The sequence below is a fragment of the Candidatus Thiodiazotropha sp. CDECU1 genome, assembly GCF_963455295.1.
Taxonomy (GTDB): domain Bacteria; phylum Pseudomonadota; class Gammaproteobacteria; order Chromatiales; family Chromatiaceae; genus Thiodiazotropha.
Window position 1 is genome coordinate 1,443,924 of the sequence record NZ_OY734020.1, and the last position, 22,174, is coordinate 1,466,097.

The 22,174-nt window shown below is 50.6% G+C and carries 17 protein-coding genes and 2 tRNA genes; 12 read left to right on the forward strand and 7 right to left on the reverse strand.

The genetic code is table 11. From position 1 onward, the window contains the following. Window positions 1-22 precede the first annotated feature (22 nt). Entirely contained in the window at window positions 23-991 is a 969-nt protein-coding gene (locus R2K28_RS06535) for a chemotaxis protein (RefSeq protein ID WP_316368575.1), read from the reverse strand. 319 nt (window positions 992-1,310) lie between these two features. Here R2K28_RS06535 and R2K28_RS06540 point away from each other — a divergent pair, with 319 nt between their 5' ends. From R2K28_RS06540 to R2K28_RS06565, 6 genes are all read left to right on the forward strand, one after another. Next, window positions 1,311-1,694, forward strand: coding sequence for a DUF6394 family protein (locus tag R2K28_RS06540; RefSeq protein ID WP_316368577.1), 384 nt, complete (start codon window positions 1,311-1,313; stop codon window positions 1,692-1,694). Window positions 1,695-1,723: 29 nt separating this feature from the next. Next, window positions 1,724-3,427: a potassium channel family protein gene (locus R2K28_RS06545; RefSeq protein ID WP_316368579.1), complete on the forward strand. Its 1,704-nt coding sequence runs from the start codon at window positions 1,724-1,726 to the stop codon at window positions 3,425-3,427. Then, window positions 3,424-3,981, forward strand: a complete 558-nt coding sequence (locus R2K28_RS06550; RefSeq protein WP_116447843.1) for a hemerythrin domain-containing protein — start codon at window positions 3,424-3,426, stop codon at window positions 3,979-3,981. The genes R2K28_RS06545 and R2K28_RS06550 overlap by 4 nt, the downstream gene beginning before the upstream one ends. A 221-nt stretch (window positions 3,982-4,202) precedes the next feature. Continuing rightward, complete coding sequence (locus R2K28_RS06555; protein ID WP_316368581.1) at window positions 4,203-5,114, forward strand: MotY family protein; 912 nt, start codon at window positions 4,203-4,205, stop codon at window positions 5,112-5,114. Window positions 5,115-5,211: 97 nt separating this feature from the next. Beyond that, on the forward strand, window positions 5,212-6,585 hold the full coding sequence (locus tag R2K28_RS06560; protein ID WP_316368582.1) for a lysophospholipid acyltransferase family protein: 1,374 nt from the start codon (window positions 5,212-5,214) through the stop codon (window positions 6,583-6,585). A gap of 17 nt (window positions 6,586-6,602) precedes the next feature. Beyond that, a complete protein-coding gene (locus R2K28_RS06565) occupies window positions 6,603-7,349 on the forward strand; it encodes an alpha/beta fold hydrolase (protein ID WP_316368584.1) in 747 nt (248 codons plus the stop codon). Between the two features lie 27 nt (window positions 7,350-7,376). Here the strand turns inward: R2K28_RS06565 and R2K28_RS06570 are convergent. Then, window positions 7,377-7,452: transfer RNA gene (locus tag R2K28_RS06570), tRNA-Val, on the reverse strand. Window positions 7,453-7,898: 446 nt separating this feature from the next. On the opposite strand from R2K28_RS06570, the gene gltX reads away from it, so the two are divergent. The 5 genes from gltX to purF all read left to right on the forward strand — a co-directional run bounded on the left by gltX (window position 7,899) and on the right by purF (window position 13,626). Beyond that, window positions 7,899-9,311, forward strand: a complete 1,413-nt coding sequence (gene gltX, locus R2K28_RS06575; RefSeq protein ID WP_316368586.1) for a glutamate--tRNA ligase — start codon at window positions 7,899-7,901, stop codon at window positions 9,309-9,311. Between the two features lie 38 nt (window positions 9,312-9,349). Next, a complete protein-coding gene (locus tag R2K28_RS06580; protein WP_316368588.1) occupies window positions 9,350-11,044 on the forward strand; it encodes a glutamine--tRNA ligase/YqeY domain fusion protein in 1,695 nt (564 codons plus the stop codon). A gap of 387 nt (window positions 11,045-11,431) precedes the next feature. Continuing rightward, window positions 11,432-11,507 (forward strand) — tRNA-Ala (locus R2K28_RS06585). A 99-nt stretch (window positions 11,508-11,606) separates the two neighbouring features. Beyond that, window positions 11,607-12,095 carry a CvpA family protein gene (locus R2K28_RS06590; RefSeq protein ID WP_316368589.1) on the forward strand — a complete coding sequence of 163 codons (489 nt, stop codon included), beginning with the start codon at window positions 11,607-11,609 and terminating at the stop codon, window positions 12,093-12,095. A 16-nt stretch (window positions 12,096-12,111) separates the two neighbouring features. After that, window positions 12,112-13,626, forward strand: coding sequence for an amidophosphoribosyltransferase (purF, locus tag R2K28_RS06595; protein ID WP_316368591.1), 1,515 nt, complete (start codon window positions 12,112-12,114; stop codon window positions 13,624-13,626). Between the two features lie 5 nt (window positions 13,627-13,631). On the opposite strand, the gene R2K28_RS06600 is transcribed toward purF, so the two are convergent. Next, complete coding sequence (locus R2K28_RS06600; RefSeq protein WP_316368593.1) at window positions 13,632-14,522, reverse strand: TauD/TfdA family dioxygenase; 891 nt, start codon at window positions 14,520-14,522, stop codon at window positions 13,632-13,634. 123 nt (window positions 14,523-14,645) lie between these two features. Here R2K28_RS06600 and ubiT point away from each other — a divergent pair, with 123 nt between their 5' ends. Then, entirely contained in the window at window positions 14,646-15,140 is a 495-nt protein-coding gene (ubiT, locus tag R2K28_RS06605; protein ID WP_316368595.1) for a ubiquinone anaerobic biosynthesis accessory factor UbiT, read from the forward strand. A gap of 22 nt (window positions 15,141-15,162) precedes the next feature. Here ubiT and murI read toward each other — a convergent pair whose 3' ends face one another. The 4 genes from murI to R2K28_RS06625 are packed head-to-tail and all read right to left on the reverse strand — an operon-like array spanning window position 15,163 to window position 21,938. Continuing rightward, window positions 15,163-15,966 carry a glutamate racemase gene (gene murI, locus R2K28_RS06610; protein ID WP_316368597.1) on the reverse strand — a complete coding sequence of 268 codons (804 nt, stop codon included), beginning with the start codon at window positions 15,964-15,966 and terminating at the stop codon, window positions 15,163-15,165. Next, window positions 15,953-18,694, reverse strand: coding sequence for an ATP-binding protein (locus R2K28_RS06615; protein WP_316368598.1), 2,742 nt, complete (start codon window positions 18,692-18,694; stop codon window positions 15,953-15,955). Before R2K28_RS06615 ends, murI begins: the two co-directional genes overlap by 14 nt. Then, the gene (locus R2K28_RS06620; protein ID WP_316368599.1) at window positions 18,687-19,727 is read right to left on the reverse strand and encodes an ABC transporter substrate binding protein; all 1,041 of its coding nucleotides are present in this window, start codon (window positions 19,725-19,727) and stop codon (window positions 18,687-18,689) included. The genes R2K28_RS06615 and R2K28_RS06620 overlap by 8 nt, the downstream gene beginning before the upstream one ends. Window positions 19,728-19,739: 12 nt before the next feature. Then, window positions 19,740-21,938, reverse strand: a complete 2,199-nt coding sequence (locus tag R2K28_RS06625) for a TonB-dependent receptor plug domain-containing protein (RefSeq protein WP_316368601.1) — start codon at window positions 21,936-21,938, stop codon at window positions 19,740-19,742. Between the last annotated feature and the right edge of the window lie 236 nt (window positions 21,939-22,174).

The following is a 22,174-nucleotide window of genomic DNA, read 5'->3' on the forward strand; positions in this document are numbered from 1 at the left end:
GCTGGCTGTTCATATGTCTAAATCAGGACTGCTTCTGAGCATGAATGTTGTCGATTATTTCATGCAGCTTTCCTGACAGCTCGGTGGGCTCAAATTTTGGTACATAGGCATCGGCGCCCACACCCTTGCCCAGGGCCATGTTGGCGTCCGCCGAGAGTGATGAATGCATGATAATGGGTATATCACTGAAGCGAGCGTCTTCCTTGATTTTCTTGGTCAGCACATAGCCATCCATCTCAGGCATCTCCACATCGGTGAGTATGATCTGGATAAAATCACTGGGTTTGTGATCGGTCGCTTCGGCCCGCTGAGCAATCTCTCTCAATTTAGTCCAGGCCTCCGAGCCATTTTTTGTACCAATATATTTGATACCCATATGCTCCATGGTGCGTATGATCTGATCACGAGCAACGGCTGAATCATCCGCAAACAGCAGGGTGATGTCACCCTCGCCAATCTGCTGGATGCCATCGAAGAGATCCGAGCCCAGGCCGAAGCCGGATGTTTGGCTGAGGACCATCTCAACATCCATGATCATGACCAGACGGCTATCCTTCAATTCCGTGACGGCGGTGACCAGTCCGCCATGTTGTTGCGCCATCATGGATGGCGGCACCTTGACATCTTCCCAGGCCAGGCGTTCGATGGTATCCACCGCATGCACCAAAAAACCCTGCACATTCTTGTTGTACTCGGTGACAATCAGAATGCTTGGTCGCTCTTCTGTCTGGATGCCGCAGAAATCGGGCAGATTGATCACAGGAATCATATTTCCACGCAGGCTGACCATTCCCTCTACTGATGGAGGCATATCCGGAGCATGGGTGATCTCCGGTACCAGCATCACTTCGCGCACCTTGAAGACATTCACACCATAGGTCTCTTCACGGCCGGTTCTGAGATCTTTACCCAGGCTGAAAAGGAGGACCTCTAGGCGGTTCGTACCCGCTAAGCGCGTGCGGTCATCTACAGATTTAATAAAATTAGACATGGTTCTATTGCTCTGAAATAGAGGGTGTTTTCTATGTTAGGAAAAGAGCAGTCACTATGCCGATGCCCTTCTCCATATGCATTTTGTAGCGGTCGAATAGGAAAAAGCTTTAGCTGAGAGGACTTAATCGGGCAGCAAATCCCGTTTCTGGCGCCTGAGAATCTGTGGTTGGGATATCCGGGATGCAACAGGCGAGGGTTTTGGCCATATTTAGCATGATTCGTTAGATAGGAAAGCGCTAAATAACTGGAAAAAAAGTGACTTTTACACCAAGATCTGAGGGATCGGCATTCTGCGGGCTAAATAGAGGAGAATCGGTGTGAATCCGGAGAAGGTGGTTTTTGGTTTTTTCATTGTACTTGCCTTGACCCTGAATTTTGGTTTTTTTGTGGGCGAACTGGACAATCCGGATCACCACCATGTGTATGAGCTATTTGCAGTCATCGTGGTCAACCTGATTGCTACCGTGCTCAAGTTCGGTGATCGCACCCAGATGGGTGCCGTGTTGCTGGCCACCAGTCTGGTGGCCCTTTTGCAGCTATTTGCTGCTGCCCTGGTATGGACGGTGGCCGTGCATGTTACCGAGACAGGTCTGACCACGGTTACCATGGCCAGTATCGTCTCCCTATCCGGTGGTGCAATGCTGGCGAATGTGGTTTCCGTCGTGTTGTTGATCATCGAAACCGTGATGCTGCGCCGATAATCCCAGCCGGGCTTGGTGCTGTTGCATACATGAACAATATCTTCTTTCTGATCTTCAGGCGCATGCGGGCGCCGTTGCTGACCCTGGTCATGACCTATTCCATCGCCGTGCTGGGCCTGGTACTGATTCCCGGCAAGGATCCCGACGGCAATGTCTGGCACATGGACTTTTTTCATGCCTTCTACTTTGTCAGTTTCATGTCCAGTACCATCGGCTTTGGGGAGATACCCTACGCCTTCACGGCAGGGCAGCGATTGTGGGTCAGTTTTTCTATCTTCTTTACCGTTGTGGTATGGCTCTATTCCATAGGTACGGTGTTGGCATTGCTCAAGGATGAAACCTTTCAAAATGCTTTAACTGAGAGAAGATTTACTAAACAAATCAATAGAATGCGTGAGGAATTTTATCTTGTTTGCGGGTATGGCCAGACCGGTGAGGCACTGGTCAAGGCATTGACCGATAGAAATCAGCATGCGGTGGTGATCGATATTCTCGAAGATCGCGTGAATATGCTCAAGCTGGAAAATCTGCGTGAATATGTCCCCGGTCTCTGCGGTGATGCCAGTCTGCCAGCCCATCTCCTGGAAGCCGGCCTGAACCATCCACTGTGCGAGGGGGTGGTGGCCCTGACCAACGCCAACGAGGTCAATCTAAAGATCGCCATAACCGCAAAATTGTTGCATCCCGAGATCGGGGTAATCTGTCGTGCCGACTCCCATGACGTGGAAAAAAATATGGCCTCCTTCGGCACCGATTTCATTATCGATCCGTTTGATGCCTTCGCCTTGCATCTGGCGACCGCTATCCAGGCGCCCTGCCTCAGTCTGTTGCAGGATTGGCTCTCCCTGGGGCGACGGGATATGCTCAACGATCCCGTCTATCCTCCCGCGAAAGGGCTCTGGGTGATTTGTGGCTATGGCCGTTTCGGCAAGGCCGTTTATGAAAAGCTTGTGCGCGAGGGATTGGAGGTAATCGTGGTGGAAGCGGAACCCGACACCACAGGCACCCCGTCATCACCTTATATAGAGGGTCGCGGCACCGAGGCGGATACCCTGCAGCAAGCGGAGATAGAGCGGGCGGTCGGTCTGGTGGCGGGCACCGATAACGATGCCAACAATCTCTCCATCATCATGACTGCACGGGCCATGAATAGTGATCTGTTCGTGATTCTACGCCAGAATCTCAAACACAACGATGCGGTAATAGCAGCCGTCGGGGCGGACATGGTGATGCTTCCCAGCGATATCATTGCCAACCGCATTCGGGTATTGTTGGGTGCTCCGATGCAGCATCAGTTCGTGAAGCTTGTGTTACACCAGGATGATGAGTGGGCCTGTCAGCTGATCAGCAGGATATCCGCCCTGGTGACCCACCACGCACCGGAGGTGTGGGAGGTGGCTTTTTCGGAGTACGATTCCCATGCGGTGTGTGCCCATGTTCAACGGGGGAACCATCTGACCCTGGGGGATCTGATGACGGACCCCCGGGATAGAGACAGTCAACTGTCCTGTATTCCCCTGATGCTCTATCGCCATAATGACTACTTATTGCTACCTGAAATGGACCTCAAGGTGCAAAAGGATGACCATTTACTCTTTTGCGGATCTGTTTATGCCAAAAACCGTATGGACTGGACCCTGCAAAATGAAAACGCCCTGAACTATATTTTAACCGGGGAGGCCAGACCGGAGGGTTGGGTCTGGCGGCGCTTGAGAAAAAGAGAGGTACTATGAGACCGCTACTGGAAAAACTCCATAAAGACCATATCAATCTGGCTCGCCTGCTCGATCTGATGAGTAGCGAATTGGATGCCCTGAATGCCGGTCATGAAGCAAACTTCGATCTCAAGATCGAAATGCTGGACTACGTCGAGCACTATGCCGAACAATCGCACCATCCCACCGAAGATCAGATCAATAAGGTTGCATTTCGCAAGAAATCGATGCAACAGCACAAGGCGCTCTACGAACGGATATGCAAGGAGCATGTGGAGCTGATTGGATTGGCGCGCAACTACAGAAAGACCCTGGAGGGGGCCATGCAGGGTGAGGTGCTGCTGAGAGAGGAGGTAGAGACACGGGGCAGGGAGTTTGTCGCCTTGCAGCGTCAACATATCGACCTGGAGGAGCATGAGGTCTTTCCTCTGCTGGAAAAAGTGCTCAACGACAAGGATTGGCAGAAACTGGAGCAGGAGATTTCCCATGGAGAGGATCCCCTGTTTCACCGCCAGGACTTCAATCGCTTTCGCAGTCTTATCGACTATCTGAAGGCGCACGAAAACGAATAGCATCTGACTCAGAACTACCTTCAATATCCTTCTTCAATACAGAATTTACATAGTTCTTGTCCATAACAACGGGTCTGAAGGGTGGGGTCCAGCCCCACCAGTCATGGCTGAATCGGTTCTTCCACAACCAATTTAAGCAATCAGGTGAGCGCCAGGTTAAGGATAGATATCGACTGGCCGATAAGCTCTCCAGAGTCGTTGGTTATTAAGTCGATATGGTTATGATGCTTTCGGATTGCCGGCAAAACATCTCCCTGTTCACTACGCTCATAAAGCGCCTGCTGGTAGTGGCGATGCTCATACCTGCCAGTCTCAACGGCGCTGCACTGGAGGACCAGCTCTACATGGCGGGCATCCATGAGTCTGTTTGGGTGTTTTCCGGATCGGGTTACAGCTGTGAACTGAAACATGAGATACCCCAGTTCGGTGAGGCCCGATTCAGGCGCATCGCGGGTGAGAATCTGCATTTTTTCATCGATAGCTTCCAGCCCGTGCCAGAGTCTGTGGCGGGGTTTGTAAGAGAGCTCTCCCCTGCTTGGGAACATACCCCGCCGGATACCATGCAGCAGAGCATACTGATACAAACCGGGATGCGCCCCATGGCGTTAAAGCGGAAGCAGGCCGGGTGGCTGCTGACCTCCTTGACCAAGGGGCAGATTGGCAGCTTTTCATTTGCCGATTGGGATGACAATCGCAGACAGGTCAGGGTGCAGTTGTCACCGGTGAATTTTCAAAAACCCTATCGGGAATTCAAGCGCTGTCTACGTCAACTGCCGGCGAGTGGGGGATTTGCCGGTTTGCAGCACTCGACGGTTCATTTCGCCCTGGATGTGGACTCCCTCGATAGCAAAGAAGAGCAGCAGCTTGCCCAGTTGGCCGCCTATGTTGTGGCCGATGAGAAGATCAAGCGTATCACCATCGAGGGGCACGCGGACGATCAAGGTTCAACCAGCTACAACAAGCGCCTTTCGGCCAGACGCGCGGCAGGTGTCTACAAATATCTCTCCGGCAAGGGGATCAAGGGAGGGATGATGAGCCAAAGGCACTACGGTGAGTCACGACCCAAGATAGCAAAACGCACTGAGCGCGCCAGGGCGGCCAACCGACGGGTTGAAATCAAGTTACAGCGATAGATCCATCCAAAGCCATCCATCTCAGGCAATACCCTTAAGCCATAGTCCCTGATCCCTCTGCTTCATGGAAGCATGCCGTGGTATGCTTTGAAGCATCATGGATAGTCAACCCATATCAGATGCTGATGCAGGCCGATTGACATGGTTTGAAAAAACCTGGCAGGGCTTCTGTCGGCTTGTGGTCAGGGTGTTTTATCGTCGATTCGAGGTTGTGGGCAGGGAAAACCTGCCGGCGGGGCAGGGGACAATCCTGTGTGCCAATCATGTCAACGCCCTGGCGGACGCGGTGGTACTTCAGGCGGCCACCACAAAGGCGATTCGGCCGCTGGCGCGTAGCGGCCTGTTCGATAATCCCGTGCTCAAGCCTATCCTGGGTTTGATCGGTGCGGTCCCAATCTACCGGCGCGGTGATCCGGGGGCTGATGTCAGCAACAACAAAGATACTTTTTCACGCTGTTATGAACTGCTCGCTGAAGGAGAGACCCTGATTATATTCCCCGAGGGTCAGAGTCATGACGTGCCTCGCCTGATGACATTGAAGACCGGCGCCGCACGTCTGGCCCTGGAGACGACCAGGGTGACTGGCAGGCAGCCGGCGCTTATCCCGGTGGGACTGACCTTTCCCGAGAAGGGCCAGTTCCGCAGTTCAGTGTTGGTGCAGTTCGGCAAACCGATTGAGTTCGCCCACTCTGGAGAGGAGGCGGATGAACAACGTGTAATCGAATTGACCGAACGGATTCGTAAAGGACTGGAAGCCTTGACACTGAATGCCGAGAGTTGGGAGGAGGTCAACCTGATTACCAGGCTGGAGCGATTTTTCGCCTTTCGTCACGGCAAGTATCGGCAGCGCAACCTGCAACAACGCCTGCGCGCCCAGCAACGCCTGATAGATGCGCAACGCCTGTTGAGAGAGTACGAACCCGATCGGGTGCGGGCATTGATGATCCAATTGAAGCAGTTTGAGAAGATCTGCCGTTACTGCGGGGTGAAGGATTACCAGCTCAATATCGAGTACAAACCAACCCTGATCGTGCTCTATATTCTGCGTGCGATCTGGATGACCCTGGTGGTCTTTCCCGTGGTTATGTGGGGTGTGATCAACAGCTATCTTCCCTATCAATTGACTAAACGGCTGGCAGGCAATTTTGCCAAGGGGACGAATCAGTCAGACACTGCCAACATGGTCTTGGGGCTGCTCTTTTTCAGCATCTTCTGGTTGTTGCAGAGCTATCTGGTTTATCACTATTTCGGTTTGATGTGGATGACTCTGTATATTCTCACTCTCATAGCTAGCAGTGTGGTCGCCCTCATGGTGCGTGGTGAGTTGCGGCGAATCCGCGAGAATGCCCGGGTGTTCCTGCTGTTTCTGCGTCGACGGGACCTCAAGACCTATTTGCGACAGAAGCGTCAGGAGCTGGAACAGGAGTTGGCGCGCATGGTTCGCATCGCCAATCGTCTCTCCCATCACTAAAGCCCGGTTTGTATGCCATGAAATTTGCGATCCATATGATTCTGTACGCCATGCTTCTGCCGACCCTGTCCCTGGCGGCACAATCGGACTGCGTGATTCTGTTGCATGGCATGGGGCGCTCCGCCTTTTCCATGGGTGCGATCGAAGTGTCATTGGCGAAGCAGCATTATCATGTGTGGAATAAGAGCTATCCCGGTCTGAGCCAAAGTGTGGAGGAGCTATCCGCTCCCGCCATCGAGGCAGGCCTGGACTACTGTCGCAGCAAACAGGCGGAGAGCATCCATTTTGTCACCCACTCCCTGGGGGGGATTCTTGTCAGATACTATCTGCAGGACCATCGGATAGTTGAACTGGGCCGCATCGTCATGTTGGCGCCACCCAATCGGGGCAGCGAGGTGGCCGATGAGATGAAGGATGGCTTTTTCTACCAGACCATTATGGGACCTGCCGCTCAAGAGCTGGGTACAGATGCGAAGAGCCTGCCCAACAGGCTAAAGCCCATCGCCGGTGAGATCGGGATAATCGCGGGCAGGACCGACGGCGAGCCCTGGTTTCTACCCGGGATACCCGGTGAGGATGACGGCAAGGTTGCGGTGGAGCGCACCAAGCTTGCCGAGATGAAGGACTTTCTGCTGGTGAACGTGGGGCATACCTTCATCATGGATGATGATGAAGTAATCCGCCAGATAGCCTATTTCCTGAAACACGGTGTGTTTGACCAGTCAAGGCTGTTGCAGGGCGATGATGGCAATGGTGTGGAGTGACCGTTGCTGGATCTATTAAAGAAATGATGGTGGGCGCAACAGGGATCGAACCTGTGACCTCTGCAATGTGACTGCAGCGCTCTCCCAGCTGAGCTATGCGCCCGAATACGGCGAGAGAGGCATTCTAAAGAGCTAATCGGGGTGGGTCAAACGAGTGCTTTTATAATTCTCTATGCAGATTGCTTAGTGTTCGACAAGAAAAAGTGCATTGATCTACTCTCGGCGCCTGACGGTTCTCTTTCTCCGACGCCCCAACAGCACATCCCTGCGCCCGAAGGAAGTGCCCTTGGGGTGTGCTGATGGGGCTAGCGCGGCATCCCAGCCGCTTCTACGAAAGACAACCGTCAGCCGCCTACCTGGGTTCTGCACGAACACCCGTCAAGGGATAGCCAAATAAATGCGAATCACCGAAAATGAACGCAAACAGTGGCTACAATGCCGACATGGATTTGCGGTAATTCACGGTGATTTGCGACCATTTGCGGCTTCCGAATCGCAACGGGTCTGTTAGAATCGCGGTTTTGCAATAACCGGATTATCTGCCTGACCATGACCGTCCGTACCCGATTCGCGCCCAGCCCCACCGGCTATCTCCACGTGGGAGGTGCCCGTACCGCCCTCTTTTCCTGGCTCTACGCCCGCAAGCACGGGGGTAAATTCGTGCTGCGCATAGAGGATACCGACCTTGAGCGCTCCACCATGGAATCGGTGAATGCCATTCTCGAGGGTATGACCTGGCTCGGCCTGGAGTATGACGAAGGCCCCTTCTACCAGACCAAACGCTTCGACCGCTACGATGAGGTGATTGAGGATCTGCTGGCCCGGGGGCTGGCCTATCGCTGCAACTGCAGCCGTGAGCGGCTCGACCGGCTGCGCGATGAGGCGATGAAGAATAAGCAAAAGCCCCGTTACGACGGCCATTGCAGGGCACAGGCGGTGAGTCCCGACGAACCCCATGTGATCCGTTTTCGTAATCCCGATAGCGGGATCGTGGTGGTGGATGACCTGATTCGGGGCAGGGTCAGCTTTAACAATGAGGAGTTGGATGACCTGATCATCCGCCGCACCGACGGTTCGCCCACCTACAATCTGACCGTGGTGGTGGATGATCTGGATATGCAGATCAGCCATGTCATCCGTGGTGATGACCATCTCAACAACACCCCGAGGCAGGTCAATATTCTGCAGGCACTGGGTGCAACCCCGCCCAAGTACGGGCATGTACCGATGATCCTGGGCGATGACGGCTCACGCTTGTCGAAGCGCCATGGCGCGGTGAGTGTGATGCAGTATCGGGAGGCGGGTTTTCTCCCCGAGGCGCTGCTCAACTACCTGGTGCGTCTGGGTTGGTCCCATGGGGATCAGGAGATCTTCAGTATCGATGAGATGATCGAGCTGTTCGATATCGATGCGGTAAACAAGGCTGCCTCCAGCTTCAACACAGACAAGCTTTTGTGGTTGAATCAGCACTATATCAAGCAGGAGAGTGCAAAGCGTATTGCCCACCTGTTGAGTCCGCATATGGGGGATCTCGACATCGATCCCTCCCAGGGTCCCGATCTGGTGGCCGTGGCAGAGGCCCATCAGGAGCGTGCCAACACCCTGGTCGAGATGGCCGAGATGAGTGCCTTCTGTTACCGGGATTTCGAGACCTTTGAGGAGAAGGCCGCCAAGAAACATCTGCGACCCGCTGCCAGGGAACCCCTGCAGCGCATGCGAGAGGCGTTGGCCAGTTTGGGTGATTGGACAGGGGAGACCCTGCATCGGGCAGTGGATCTGGTTGCTGCGGAACTGGATGTGAAGATGGGCAAGGTGGCCCAACCGCTGCGTGTGGCCCTGGTGGGGCGCGCCGCATCTCCCGGGATCGATGTGACCCTCTATCTGGTAGGGAAGGAGGCCAGTCTGCGGCGCATCGACAAGGCCCTTGAATATATCGATCAGCGTGAAGCGAATGCGGGCTGATGGCGTTATGGACATAACCGAGACAAGAAGCAGAGACCATGAGTAAACCCCAATCCAGCACACCGACCAATTTTATCCGCCAGATCATCGATCAGGATCTGCAGACGGGTAAGCACGATGGACGGGTGCATACCCGCTTTCCCCCCGAACCCAATGGCTATCTGCACATCGGTCATGCCAAGTCGATCGTACTCAATTTCGGTGTCGCTGAGGACTATCAGGGCCTGTGTAATCTGCGTTTCGACGATACCAATCCCCACAAGGAGAATATCGAGTTCGTGGAGAGTATCCAGGCGGATGTGCGCTGGCTCGGATATGATTGGGATGACCGTCTTTTCTATGCCTCCGACTACTTTCAACAGCTCTACGACTTTGCAGTAGAGCTGATCCGGGCCGACAAGGCCTTCGTCTGTGATCTGGATGGGGAGCAGATGCGTGCCTATCGCGGTACCCTGACCGAGCCTGGCCAGGAGAGTCCCTATCGCAGCCGTTCCGTGGAGGAGAATCTGGATCTCTTCGCGCGCATGAAGGCGGGCGAATTCGAAGACGGTGCGCGGGTGTTGCGGGCCAAGATCGATATGGCGTCGCCGAATATGAACATGCGTGACCCGACCCTCTATCGCATCCGCCACGGGGTGATCCATCATCAGACCGGCGAGGCCTGGTGTATCTATCCCATGTACGACTATACCCATCCGGTCTCGGATGCCCTGGAGGGGATCACCCACTCCCTCTGCACCCTGGAATTCGAGGATCACCGCCCCCTCTACGACTGGGTGCTGGATAACATCTCGATTCCCAATCACCCGCAACAGATCGAGTTTTCCCGGCTCAATCTCGAGTACACCATTGTCAGCAAGCGCAAGCTCACCCAGCTGGTTGACGATGGATTCGTGGAGGGTTGGGACGACCCGCGCATGCCGACCCTGGCGGGGATGCGGCGGCGCGGCTACACGGCCGCATCGATCCGTGAATTCTGCCAGCGTATCGGCGTCACCAAGGCGGATGGCCTGGTGGAGATGGGTATGCTGGAGAACTGTATCCGCGAGGATCTCGATGCCCATGCGCCCAGACGCATGGCGGTGATGCACCCTTTGAAGCTGGTGATCGAAAACTATCCAGAGGATCAGAGCGAAACCCTGCAGGCGCCAAATCACCCCAAGGATGAGACCATGGGGGTACGCGAAATCGAGTTCTGTGGTGAGATCTATATCGACCAGGCCGATTTTCGTGAACAGGCGAATAAGAAATACAAGCGTTTGGTGACTGGCGGGGAGGTGCGCCTGCGCAATGCCTACGTCATCAAATGTGAAGAGGTGGTGAAGAACAACCAGGGTGAAATCATCGAGCTACGTTGTAGCTACGATCCTGAGACCCTTGGAAAAAACCCGGAAGGGCGCAAGGTCAGGGGGGTTGTCCACTGGGTGTCCGCGAGGCATGGCATCAAGGGCGAGGTGCGTCTCTATGACCGCCTCTTCAATACGGCCGATGCCGACAGGGTCGAGGAGGGAGGCAGTTTTACCGATAACCTCAATCCCGACTCCCTGCGCACCCTGACGGATTGCTACTTCGAGCCGGCATTGGGGAGTGCCGCGGCGGGCGAGCAGTATCAGTTCGAGCGGGAAGGCTATTTCATCCTCGACAGCCGCGAGGCCAGCAGGGAGGAGCCGGTCTTCAACCGCATCATCACCCTGCGCGACTCCTGGGCCAAGATCGACAAGCCTGGGGGATGAAGAGATAAGTCGGATTCAGTCCGCAAATGAACGCTAATAAAGGCAAATGTTCGTTGGATTGCAAAAACCAGATGATCGCTGTTAGCTGCCTGACGGTTGTTTTTCGCAGCTCAGGATTTCAAGCGCATTATGGTGGGGCAGGGCCCCACCCTACACCCTGATCGGACGAGTAGGGTGGGGCCCTGCCCCACCAATCACCGCGAATATACGTAATAAAGCTATTTTAAAAAGCTAGGCTGAGACCTAATACTATCTGCGCAAATTGGCGGTGATTGGCGTCCATTTGCGGTTAGATTCTTTCTTGCGCAAACCTCTATAATAACCAGAGAAGCGGGAAAAAAAGCAGTGGACAAAAGTGTCATAATCCCCTAATATTCGCGGCTTTCCGGGGCCATAGCTCAGCTGGGAGAGCGCAACACTGGCAGTGTTGAGGTCGGCGGTTCGATCCCGCCTGGCTCCACCAATTTCTTGTGCAGCAGGCGCTGATTCATTAGACCTGGGTATCCACATCCATTATGTCCCTGGAACCCCCCTTAAAGCGATCACTCGACAGGCTGGATTTATGCTCTGGATCGATATACTGATCATCGCAATCATCGCCCTCTCGGCAATAATCAGTCTGATTCGCGGTTTCGTACAGGAGGCCGTCTCTCTCGCCACCTGGATTGCTGCCTTTACCCTGGCCTGGTTGTTTTTCAGACCCCTGGCGGTCGAGCTGGAATCCTGGATCGATGTGCAGTCGATCCGGCTGGGCGTGGCGTACGGCATCATTTTAATAGTGGTGCTGATCCTTGGTGCGCTGGTCAACCATTTCATGAAGGTTCTGGTCAATACCACCGGGCTAACGGGTACTGACCGTTTAATCGGGATCTTCTTCGGTGCTGCACGGGGCGCTGTGGTGGTGGCAGTTCTCATCCTGTTGGCAGGTTTAACCCCGTTTCCGAACGACAACTGGTGGCAAGCGTCACAGTTGATCCCCTATTTTAAGGAGATAGCGCTTTGGCTGCAGGGCTATCTGCCTGATGATATTGCTGCAAACTTCCACTACTGATCCGGAGAATTGAAGCATGTGCGGTATTGTGGGAATTGTAGGTAAGACACCGGTAAACCAGTCACTCTACGATGCACTTTTGGTGTTGCAGCATCGGGGGCAGGACGCGGCCGGCATCGTCACCTGCGAAAAGGGCAAGCTCTTCCTGCGCAAGGCCAACGGCCTCGCCAGAGATGTCTTCCATACACGCCACATGTTGCGCCTGAAAGGCAACATGGGAATCGGCCATGCCCGCTATCCCACCGCCGGTTGCGCATCCTCTGCGGAGGCGCAGCCGTTTTATGTCAATTCACCCTACGGTATAACCCTGGCGCACAACGGTAATCTGACCAATACCAAAGAGTTGACCAGGGATCTGTTTGTCGAAGACCTGCGCCATATCAACACCTCATCCGATTCTGAGATATTGCTTAATGTCTTTGCCCATGAGTTGCAGATGCAGAATAAGCTGCGGATTGCCCCTGAGGATATCTTCAAGGCGGTCGCTGGTGTGCATCGCCGCTGTCGCGGCGCCTATGCGGCGGTAGCCATGATACCGGGCGTCGGGTTGTTGGGTTTTCGTGACCCCTATGCCATCCGCCCCATTGTCTTTGGCAAGCGTGAGACCGATCAGGGGACGGAATACATGATTGCCTCCGAGAGTGTTGCCCTGGATGCCATAGGGTTCGAACGGGTACGTGACCTGGAGCCGGGTGAGGCGATTTTCATTAGTAAGAAAGGTGTACTGCATTCTCAGATGTGTGCTGCCCACACCCTAAAATCCCCCTGTATCTTTGAATTTGTCTACTTTGCCCGTCCCGACTCCATCATCGACAATGTCTTCGTACATAAGGCCCGTTCCAGGATGGGGAAGAAGCTGGCAAAAAAGATTATGCGGGAGTGGCCGGATCACGATATCGATGTGGTGATTCCGATACCGGATACCAGCCGAACCGCGGCACTGACCCTGGCCAATGAACTGAAACTGCGTTACACGGAGGGGTTCATAAAAAACCGTTATATCGGTCGTACCTTCATCATGCCGGGACAGACGGTACGCAAGAAATCCGTAAGACAGAAACTCAATGCCATCGATCTGGAATTCAAAGGCAAGAATGTACTGCTGGTGGATGACTCCGTGGTCAGAGGGACCACTTCTCAGCAGATAGTACAAATGGCGCGGGAATCGGGTGCCAAGAAGGTCTATTTTGCTTCAGCCGCTCCGCCGGTGATCTACCCCAATGTTTACGGTATCGATATGCCTGCTGCCAGTGAGTTGGTGGCGCACAACAGAAGCGTGGAAGATGTGAAGAGTATTATCGGTGCGGACCGCATGATCTATCAGGATCTTAAAGATCTGATCGATGCAGTACAAAAAAAGGGCAAGACCGACATCGATCGCTTTGATACCAGCGTATTCAATGGCGACTATGTTACCGGTGATGTCAGTGAAACCTATCTGGAACAGCTGGAACTGTTGCGCAACGACGGAGCCAAGAGCAAGGATGAGGCGGCAGATAAGAATATCCTAGACCTGCACAACGATATGTAAGCAGGTTATTGACGGATTCGGTCGTAGTAACGCGCGCGGTAGAGTAGACGGGCCTGTTCACCATCCGTGAAACCGCTGCGGGTATGTAAGACATTATTGCAGATCAGACCCTGACCCGCTTGCAGCTTTGCGTGATATTGCCAACGTGAAGGGTTGTGCAGTAGCGATTTCAGATAAGCGACCGCCTCTTTCAGAAGTGGGTCATCCAGCCACTCGATACTACGGCTCCTATCGGTATATCGCATGTGTAAATGGCCATCCGGGTAGACGGCAAAAACCGGGCCGGTGCGAGCAGGCCTTAGCTCTTCGCCATCCACAATATTGGCTGGAATGGTCATGGCCTGAGGATGCATCAGGGCGCGAATATAGTCTGGATTCCGGTCCATGATCTGTATGAACAGGATTTCATGATCGAGCAGATCGTTCTCACCCCCCTGTTCCGCGGGATAGACGCAATGCAATAACAGCCCGTGTATCTGCTCCTCGGGGAGGTTGTAATAGCCATCGGTGTGCCAGGCTATAGGGCGGTTTGAATAGGGGATATAGCCGTTACGCAAGGCATCCGATTGCACCGTCAGCGAGGAGATGGCGTCGTTGTCTGCGCACATATTGTGATCCAGGCGGCTGAGACCGAAAGCCAAACCCAGCTCCCCGATAATGCTTTTGTCCGCATCATGTCCGGAGAGCCCCGCCCATATCGCCATATTGGTTTTCCGGCACAAGGCAAGGATTTTGTCATGTTCCGATGTGGAGAGCTGGCGTGGGTCGCGAATTTCGACTACCAGTTGTCCTACCGAATCAGGGTATTTGTCGAGCTTTGTTTCACGCCATCTCGCATATGCGTCCTGATTGTCAGGCAGGAAAGGTGATCGTTGGTAATCGGACATGCCAGCCATTTTCGCAGATTTCGTCGAGTGTTGGTATGATACCCCTAACAGGGCAGCCGGAAAAACAAGAGTGTTTTACCTGGCAGCATCCAAAATGGGAGTTCAGAAAGTTAATCTTTGAGGCGCACAACCATGCATGCAGTCAAGCAACGTCCGAAATTACCCAGGCCTTTGGGCTTGCCATTGCGACTGATACCCAAAAGAGCGCATGGCCTGATCCTGAGCTCTATTCTGAACAAAGTGTTTCGCAATGAACTTGTGGATGGTGAATTGGATTTTCTCGAGGGGCGGGTTGTAGATATCAAGGTGAGTGATCTCGGTCTTGATTACAACCTGACATTGAATAACGGCGCAATTTCAGAAGCTGGTAGCGGGAAATCAGATCTTCGTATTACCGGATCAGTTTATGATTACCTGTTGTTGATCAGTGGCAAGGAAGATCCTGATACCCTGTTTTTTCAAAGGCACTTGATTATGGATGGTGATACTGGATTGGGTGTTCATCTTAAGAATGTGTTGTCCGCAATCGAGATGGATCAATTACCCCTACCAGCCGATATTCGGCCCTATATCGAACGTTTTATCCGGGTATACGAGAATCTGCCCTATCTAACTGCCCGCACATAACCGGCTTTCACCTGGGATCACCTCAATCCGGTATGGGTAACTGATTGACGATACTGTGATTAGCTTGTATTTTCGCGATTAAATCCCGGGTATTTTCTGCTGGACCGCTACACCAATAACGCTCTTCACCCGGTTGTGTGTTGGATGACAATAGCGCTTCATCTGACAACCTTCGTTGCAACTGATTGGCGACAGCCTGGCCGGTATCGATGATGGTCACCGAAGACCCGGCTATATTTTCGATGATCTCCTTCAGGAAAGGGTAATGGGTACAACCCAAAACCAGGGTATCCACACCCTTTTCAAGCACCGGTATCAGTGATTGCTCTACCAGGTCAACTGTTTTAGCGTGGCTTGGCCCATTATTTTCAATCGCCTCTACCCAACCATGGCAAGGTGAATAGAATATATCAGCACCATTCGCATGCTGCTCAACCAAGTTCTGAAACTTCCCGCTAACCAGTGTTCCTTCAGTGGCTAGAACACCGATCAGGCCATTACGGCTTTTCACGGTTGCCGGTTTTACCCCAGGTTCCATGCCGATAATAGGCAGAGAGAATTTGTCACGTAAATGAGCAACCGCGATTGCGGTTGCAGTGTTACAGGCGATGACGATTGCCTTGACATTTTGCTGTATCAGAAAGTTTACGATGTATTCACTGCGATCGAGGATAAAGCTGCTGGCCTTGTTTCCATAAGGGAGATGGGCTCTGTCAGAAACATACATCAGGTCTTCAGCTGGCATCAGATCGCGAATATGGCGTAGCACAGAGAGTCCGCCAATACCCGAGTCGAAAATACCGACAGGTGAATTAGACGACGTCATTGGTTTCCCTGGCCTTCAACATCCTTTCGAGTTCCTTCTCCACTGATTTGAACTTTTCAACTAGTATTTCAGACTGTTTAAATATAGTGGCTTGCTCAAGTCTATGCACTGAGAAGTCCAGTGCTGGTACACCGCATGAGGATGTCGAACCGCGTATCTTATGCACAATTTCCTGCAAATTAACCCAGTCCTGTTCCTGTATGTATTTTTCGATATCCTCAAGTTGTTGCGGTAATTCACTACACAGTTGATTGAACATCTCCTTTGCCAGGGCCTGGTCGCCACCGGTAATACTGAGTATTTTTTTGTTATCTATGATAAGAAGATCGTTTGCATTATATACACTATACTCGTCGCCCGGTTGTGATTCGTAATAACCAAGGGGTGTCTGTTTGTCAAAAATATTCTTGATTACAGACCACATTTGCCTTTCGTCAATGGGTTTTAGCAGGTAGCCGTCCATACCGGATTCTTTTATCTGAATCCGAGTGGCTGGAACAACGTCAGCGGTCAAGGCAATGATTGGTGTGTGTTTGTTATTGCCTTCGTTATGTCGAATCACCTCAGCAGCTTTTGTACCTTTCATTTTCGGCATATGAATATCCATCAATATCAGGTCAAAATCCTGGAGTAATGTCTGCGAGATTGCGCTTAATCCATCACAGGCTTCCGTGACGTTGGCACCGTTGTTGCGCATAATTGTACTAATAAGTTTGAGATTGATGTCATTGTCATCTACAACGAGGATATTGTAATTATCCAGACCGGGATCGGTTAAATTTTTACTCTGATCTGAGATGCTCTTTGAACTACGATGAGTTCCAGAGATGATTCTGTCAAGTGTGTCAGCCAATTTGGTTGTGCTGAATGGTTTGGATAGGTAAATGTCATCACTGATTGTCTGAAATTTTTCTATTATAATTCGCTCAGAGGCACTGAGTAGCACCAGGAAAGGTATATTACAGAGGGCACGTAATCTGCGAATTTCTTTTTCGGCATATCCGGATTCTATTTCACTGTTCTCGAATCCCATGACAATCACATCATAATGATCGTCAAGCTCAACCGGAAACTCGCAAACTGAGGTTGAAATGTCTAAGGATTCCAAGATATGTTTAATTGCAAGAAATGATAATTTATGATTATCACAAATAAGTGCCTGTTTGCCACTGATATAGGGAGTGTGAGGTTGAGTGAGGCTCAGTGAAGGTTTGTTCAGTGGTATTGTTACAATAAAATTAGATCCTTTACCAGGACTGCTGATAAGCTCAATATCACCGTTCATCGACTGGGCAAGTTTTTTGCAAATACTTAAACCGAGACCTGTTCCACCGTATACTCGGCTTGTTGATGAATCCGCCTGTTGGAAAGATTCGAACAAGGTTTCCTGGGTTTTCTTCTCGATGCCAATACCTGTGTCGGTGACCGAAAACTTCAGCATGCATCTGGTTTTACTTTCATCATCGATCATCACTCGAATAATGACATCACCCTGATGGGTGAACTTTATGGCATTGCTGATTAAATTAACCAATATTTGTCGAATACGAGTCTCATCGCCGATGAGTGTGTTTGGAACATCAGAGTAAACAAGAAGGATGAGTTCAAGCCCTTTGTCGTGAGCGGAAGGTGACAGTAATACAGTAGGCTCTTCAAAACACTCATGTACTTGAAACGGTGTGGTTTCAGGCTCGAGTTTGCCATATTCGAGCTTTGAATAGTCAAGAATCTCATTGATTATTTCCAGCAGGTTGCTGGCGGATTTTGAGATGGTGTTGACTAGATCGCGCTGTTGTCTTGTCAGGTTGGTCTTTAGTAACAAATTGGTAAACCCCAACACTCCATTCATAGGGGTGCGGATTTCATGACTCATGTTAGCAAGGAATTCTGATTTGGCCTTGCTCGCTGACAATGCACGCTTTTTTGCCAGATCCAGCTCTACATTCTGAATTTCCAGTGCTTCCATCGTTTCAGTGAGCTCTGAGGTTGCCTGGTCGATCTGTTGCTGCATGGTTTCGTGAGAGCGAAGTATCTGGCTGGTCATGGCATTAAAGCCTTCTTCAAGGCTTCGTATCTCACCCTTGGATACTTCTGGTACACGCGCAGTCAGGTCGCCATCGCGCATACGAGAGACGGCTTGGGTTAATCTGTCTATAGGCCTGATGACGGATCGACTCAAGGCTAATGAAAAGATAGCAGTACTTATCAGACCGCCAACCAGCATCAAGAACGAGTTACGAATAATTCTTAGCCTATTGTTGGCGAGGCGCGTTTTACTCAGGGTCAGTGTGACCATTCCCATGCTGCGATTTACGTTATCTCGATTGTTTAAATCCTGATCCGGGTAGTCGAGAATATCGATGTCTTCAATTACGTATATTGCGGGTGCGGAAAATTCGGCAAGATTTTTTGAACTTTCACTATACTGCTTTGTCATGCTGGACAGGAGAAGGCCGGAAGCATCATATACTTCAATACTGTAGACGTCGTTTTGCAGGAATACGGGTCTCAGGCTCATCTCTAATATAGACTTGTCGCGGGTGAATATGCCGTAGACGCTAATGGAAGCAGATTGGTTGGCTATCGACACACCTCTTTCATTAAATGACTCATTCAATCTGTCGAGCTGACTGCTGATCAAATAGACTGTCAATATGAAGGCAAGGATAAAGGCTGGTAATAAGCCAATCATCAATGCTTGAAAGCGTAATGATTTTAATTTAATCATGCTCGTTTATGGATTTCTTGTTCATTGTGCTTTCCAATTCAGATACGGAAGTATTAGGAAAATCCAACGATCTTGCTACTTCAGTATTTAACAAAATTGAAAAATACTTCGCCATCTGCTCTCTATCTTCAATTCTCCCATCCAAATATAGTTCGACTATATTGTCCCTGACGTGGAAGGCGATGTCCTCAGGAGAGGAGTAGACGGCAGCCAAGGCGCCTGCTTTAACGTAAGCAGATGAAAAGCCAACAAGTGGTGTGCGCTTTCTATAGGCCGAAATCAGAATGTTGGAAACAGTGGATTTGTTATGTATTTTTGTATCTGGTACTGCCAATAGAATATCAGCATTATATAGCAGTCGATTAAGGGACGCGCCTATTTGATCAGCGCTTTCGACCATTTCAATATTCAGACTAAGATCTAGCTCGGAGGCAGACTTGGTCAATATATTTTTTGTCACTGCATCATGCTTACTGATCATGACTCCGATATTTTTGAAACTATCGGACAGTGCGCTTATTAGAAGCATGCTTCTGACTAACGGTTGGTCTAAAAACAAAAAGTGTTGATTAGGATGGATGCTGCCACTGGTTTCTAATGCTTCACTATTTTTTGGAATGAGCGCTGAAAAGATAATCTTATTGTTAAGATGCATTTTTGCATAAACAGCGGCTTTAATTCCCAATGTTACAATTACTTTATGATTGTGAGGATGTTCGTAATTCAGTGAAGATATTTGGCTGATCTCGAAATTTGTATCCTGGCAATCAAGATCTCGATTTCTGCACATCTTGATGGTGGCATTGGCGATTGTCGTTGCTACATCAAGGTAGACGTCGTCATTGTCACTAAGAAGGATGAGTATATTACTGTCAACTGCGATTGCGTTAACCGTATGGGTGAGTAGGCAGAAAAGTACAAATAGACATAGGTATATTTTACTGCGGACGAAGCGAAGTCCTGATGCACCATCATTGGTGAAGTCACTATGAGAGTGACATACAGTCAAGTGATTGCCGTCAAGTCGTCGCATGGTAGTAGTATTCTAGAAAGAAGCTTTTCCTTGAAGATAGATGCGCCGTTCCCATACGTTATGGGCAGCGATGCGATCATTATGATAAAAGTCGAAGTTTTCGTTATGCAGGTTTTGCAAAATCAAGGAAATGTCGATGTTGCCTCTTGGGATGGTGATGTGTTTATTCAGCTTTAAATCAAGACGGCTGAAGTTGGGAACGGCATCGCCTTCACCAGGCCATTCCATTTCGTCGATAAAGTAGTAGGCGCTACTTGCAGAAAATCCATCGTCAAAGCTGTGGCTGGCAATAAGGCTGAATGTTCTTTTCGGGATCTTCTCGGCGGCATTTTCACGAAAACTGGGAACGCCATCCTTGATCCTTTTTAATTCGTTGCCACTAATATCCAGATAACTGAGACCCATATATATCAAGTCTCTGTTTGTCGGACGAAAGTCGATCTCAAATTCGATACCTTTAATTTCAACTTCGCCGAAGTTTGTATAGGTAAACGCACCACGTTGATATAGGCGGTTCAGTTGATCCAGTACTTCGAGAGCTAATTCATCCGTGATGCCTCGATCAGGATCAGCAATATCAAAGTGAATGTATTGATCGATAATATTGGAATATTTCTCATGAAATAGGCATAAATCAAAGTTGACTCCATACTCTGTGAAGTTTCCAAAATATCCAAGTTCAACGCGTTCTATCTGTTGTGGGTCGAGCTCTTCAGTGTTTATAACCCAGGTGTTAAGTTCGTCATCCTGTGAGCCAAGATATACGGAGAGATGAGCATTGTCCTCATAGATGGTCGGCATGCGAAAGGCTCTGGAGCCGCTTATTCTGAAGGTGCTCGTAGGTGATAAGTGATAGTTAACGCCCAATCTAGGAGAGAAGACATTGTCTTTACCCTCAAACTTCTCAAGCATGCCTCCGGCATTGATAACCGTGGAAGGGGAAGCATAAAATTCAGCATTCAGAAACAATCTGTAAAGATCTCTTGAGATTGGTTCATCCTCCTGGAGCAGAAAATAGCTTTCACCACGATCGTGTCTTGCACCAACTCCCCAGGCAACTCTCAAGTTGTCTATTGGTTCTGAGGTGTGCTCGAATTCCAGATCATAACGATGGGATTTCAGTCCGATCCATGAAAAAAGCATAGGTGAGTCGGTTAGGTTCAAGGCGCTTAACAATGCATCAAAATCGTAAACGCCACCAGATAGCGCGGCGGCGAAGAGATCTGCTCTGATCGATTCATCAAAACCTTGCAAATCATCGAGGGAATTGATCTGATCAGACAGGCGTGGCAGGTGATTCAGGTCATCGACAGAGTAGTAGTTGTGATAGAATTGCAGGCTTACCTTGCTTTTTTCAGATAATACTCGATTCCACTCGATGAACTGATAGTTGTACTGATTGTCGAGCTCGCGTTCCGTCTGTAGCAGGCTAGGCAGGCCTTCATCATAATTACCGTAAGCAGCACCTACGGTGGTACGAATCGAATTGTTTATATCGATATTATAGTCACTGTCCAGCTTAAGCCACTTGGCTCGTGATGAGTCGTCCCTATTGTCGAAACCTTCACCCTCTTTGTAACTCGTCGAAAGCCGGTAATCCAATTTGCCGACACTGTCTGAATAGGCCGCCTCCACATATCGGGTTTTTTCATATCCTGTTGTGACCGATAGCATCGTACCGGGAAGATCGGCTGGGTGTTCGGTTACAATATTGATGACACCTGCATAGGAGTTCGAACCGTAAGCCGCGGCATTCGGACCGCGGATGACCTCGATGCGCAGTATTTCATCCAGGCTTAAATATATTTCAGTCCAAGGGATGCCGCCAAACAGGGGATCGTATATTGACCTTCCGTCAATTAGAACCTGCATGTCTCTGGCATATTCATCCGCATGCCCATGGTAGCTGACTGTAGTACTGGTGCCCGAAAAAAAACCGACCGTGAATCCGGGGACCAACCTGAGCAGATCTGGCAGGTTCAAAGCAGCGCTGGCCTGAATCATTTTTCGGTCTATGACAGTCATTGCGGTCGGGGTATCGGATTGTGCCTGAGAAAGTCTGGACGCCGAGAGTACGACCGGTAAATCATCATAGAAATAGCTTTCAGTGAAAGCCAGGTTGTCATCACTACTGTTGGCGGTGCTATAAAAGATGACAAATATCAATCCAAACGGGATCAGTTGAAATTTGCGGTATATAGAATGAGACATACGCGAACCTTGTGATGTATGAAAATTCTTAGCAATTCAGAGGTTTTGTCAGCCAGTTCGCATAGGTTGCGAAGTAGCGTCCCCCGACTTCTGTTGTCTTCATTGATTATGATACACCACACGCGTGTGGGCGTTATATCCCTATGCGGGAGATAATCCGGATACACCTGCAAGGTCAGCTGACCAGCACCAGCGTTTGGAGTTATGGGTAAACCTCAGGATGGCGGTTTGCAGGT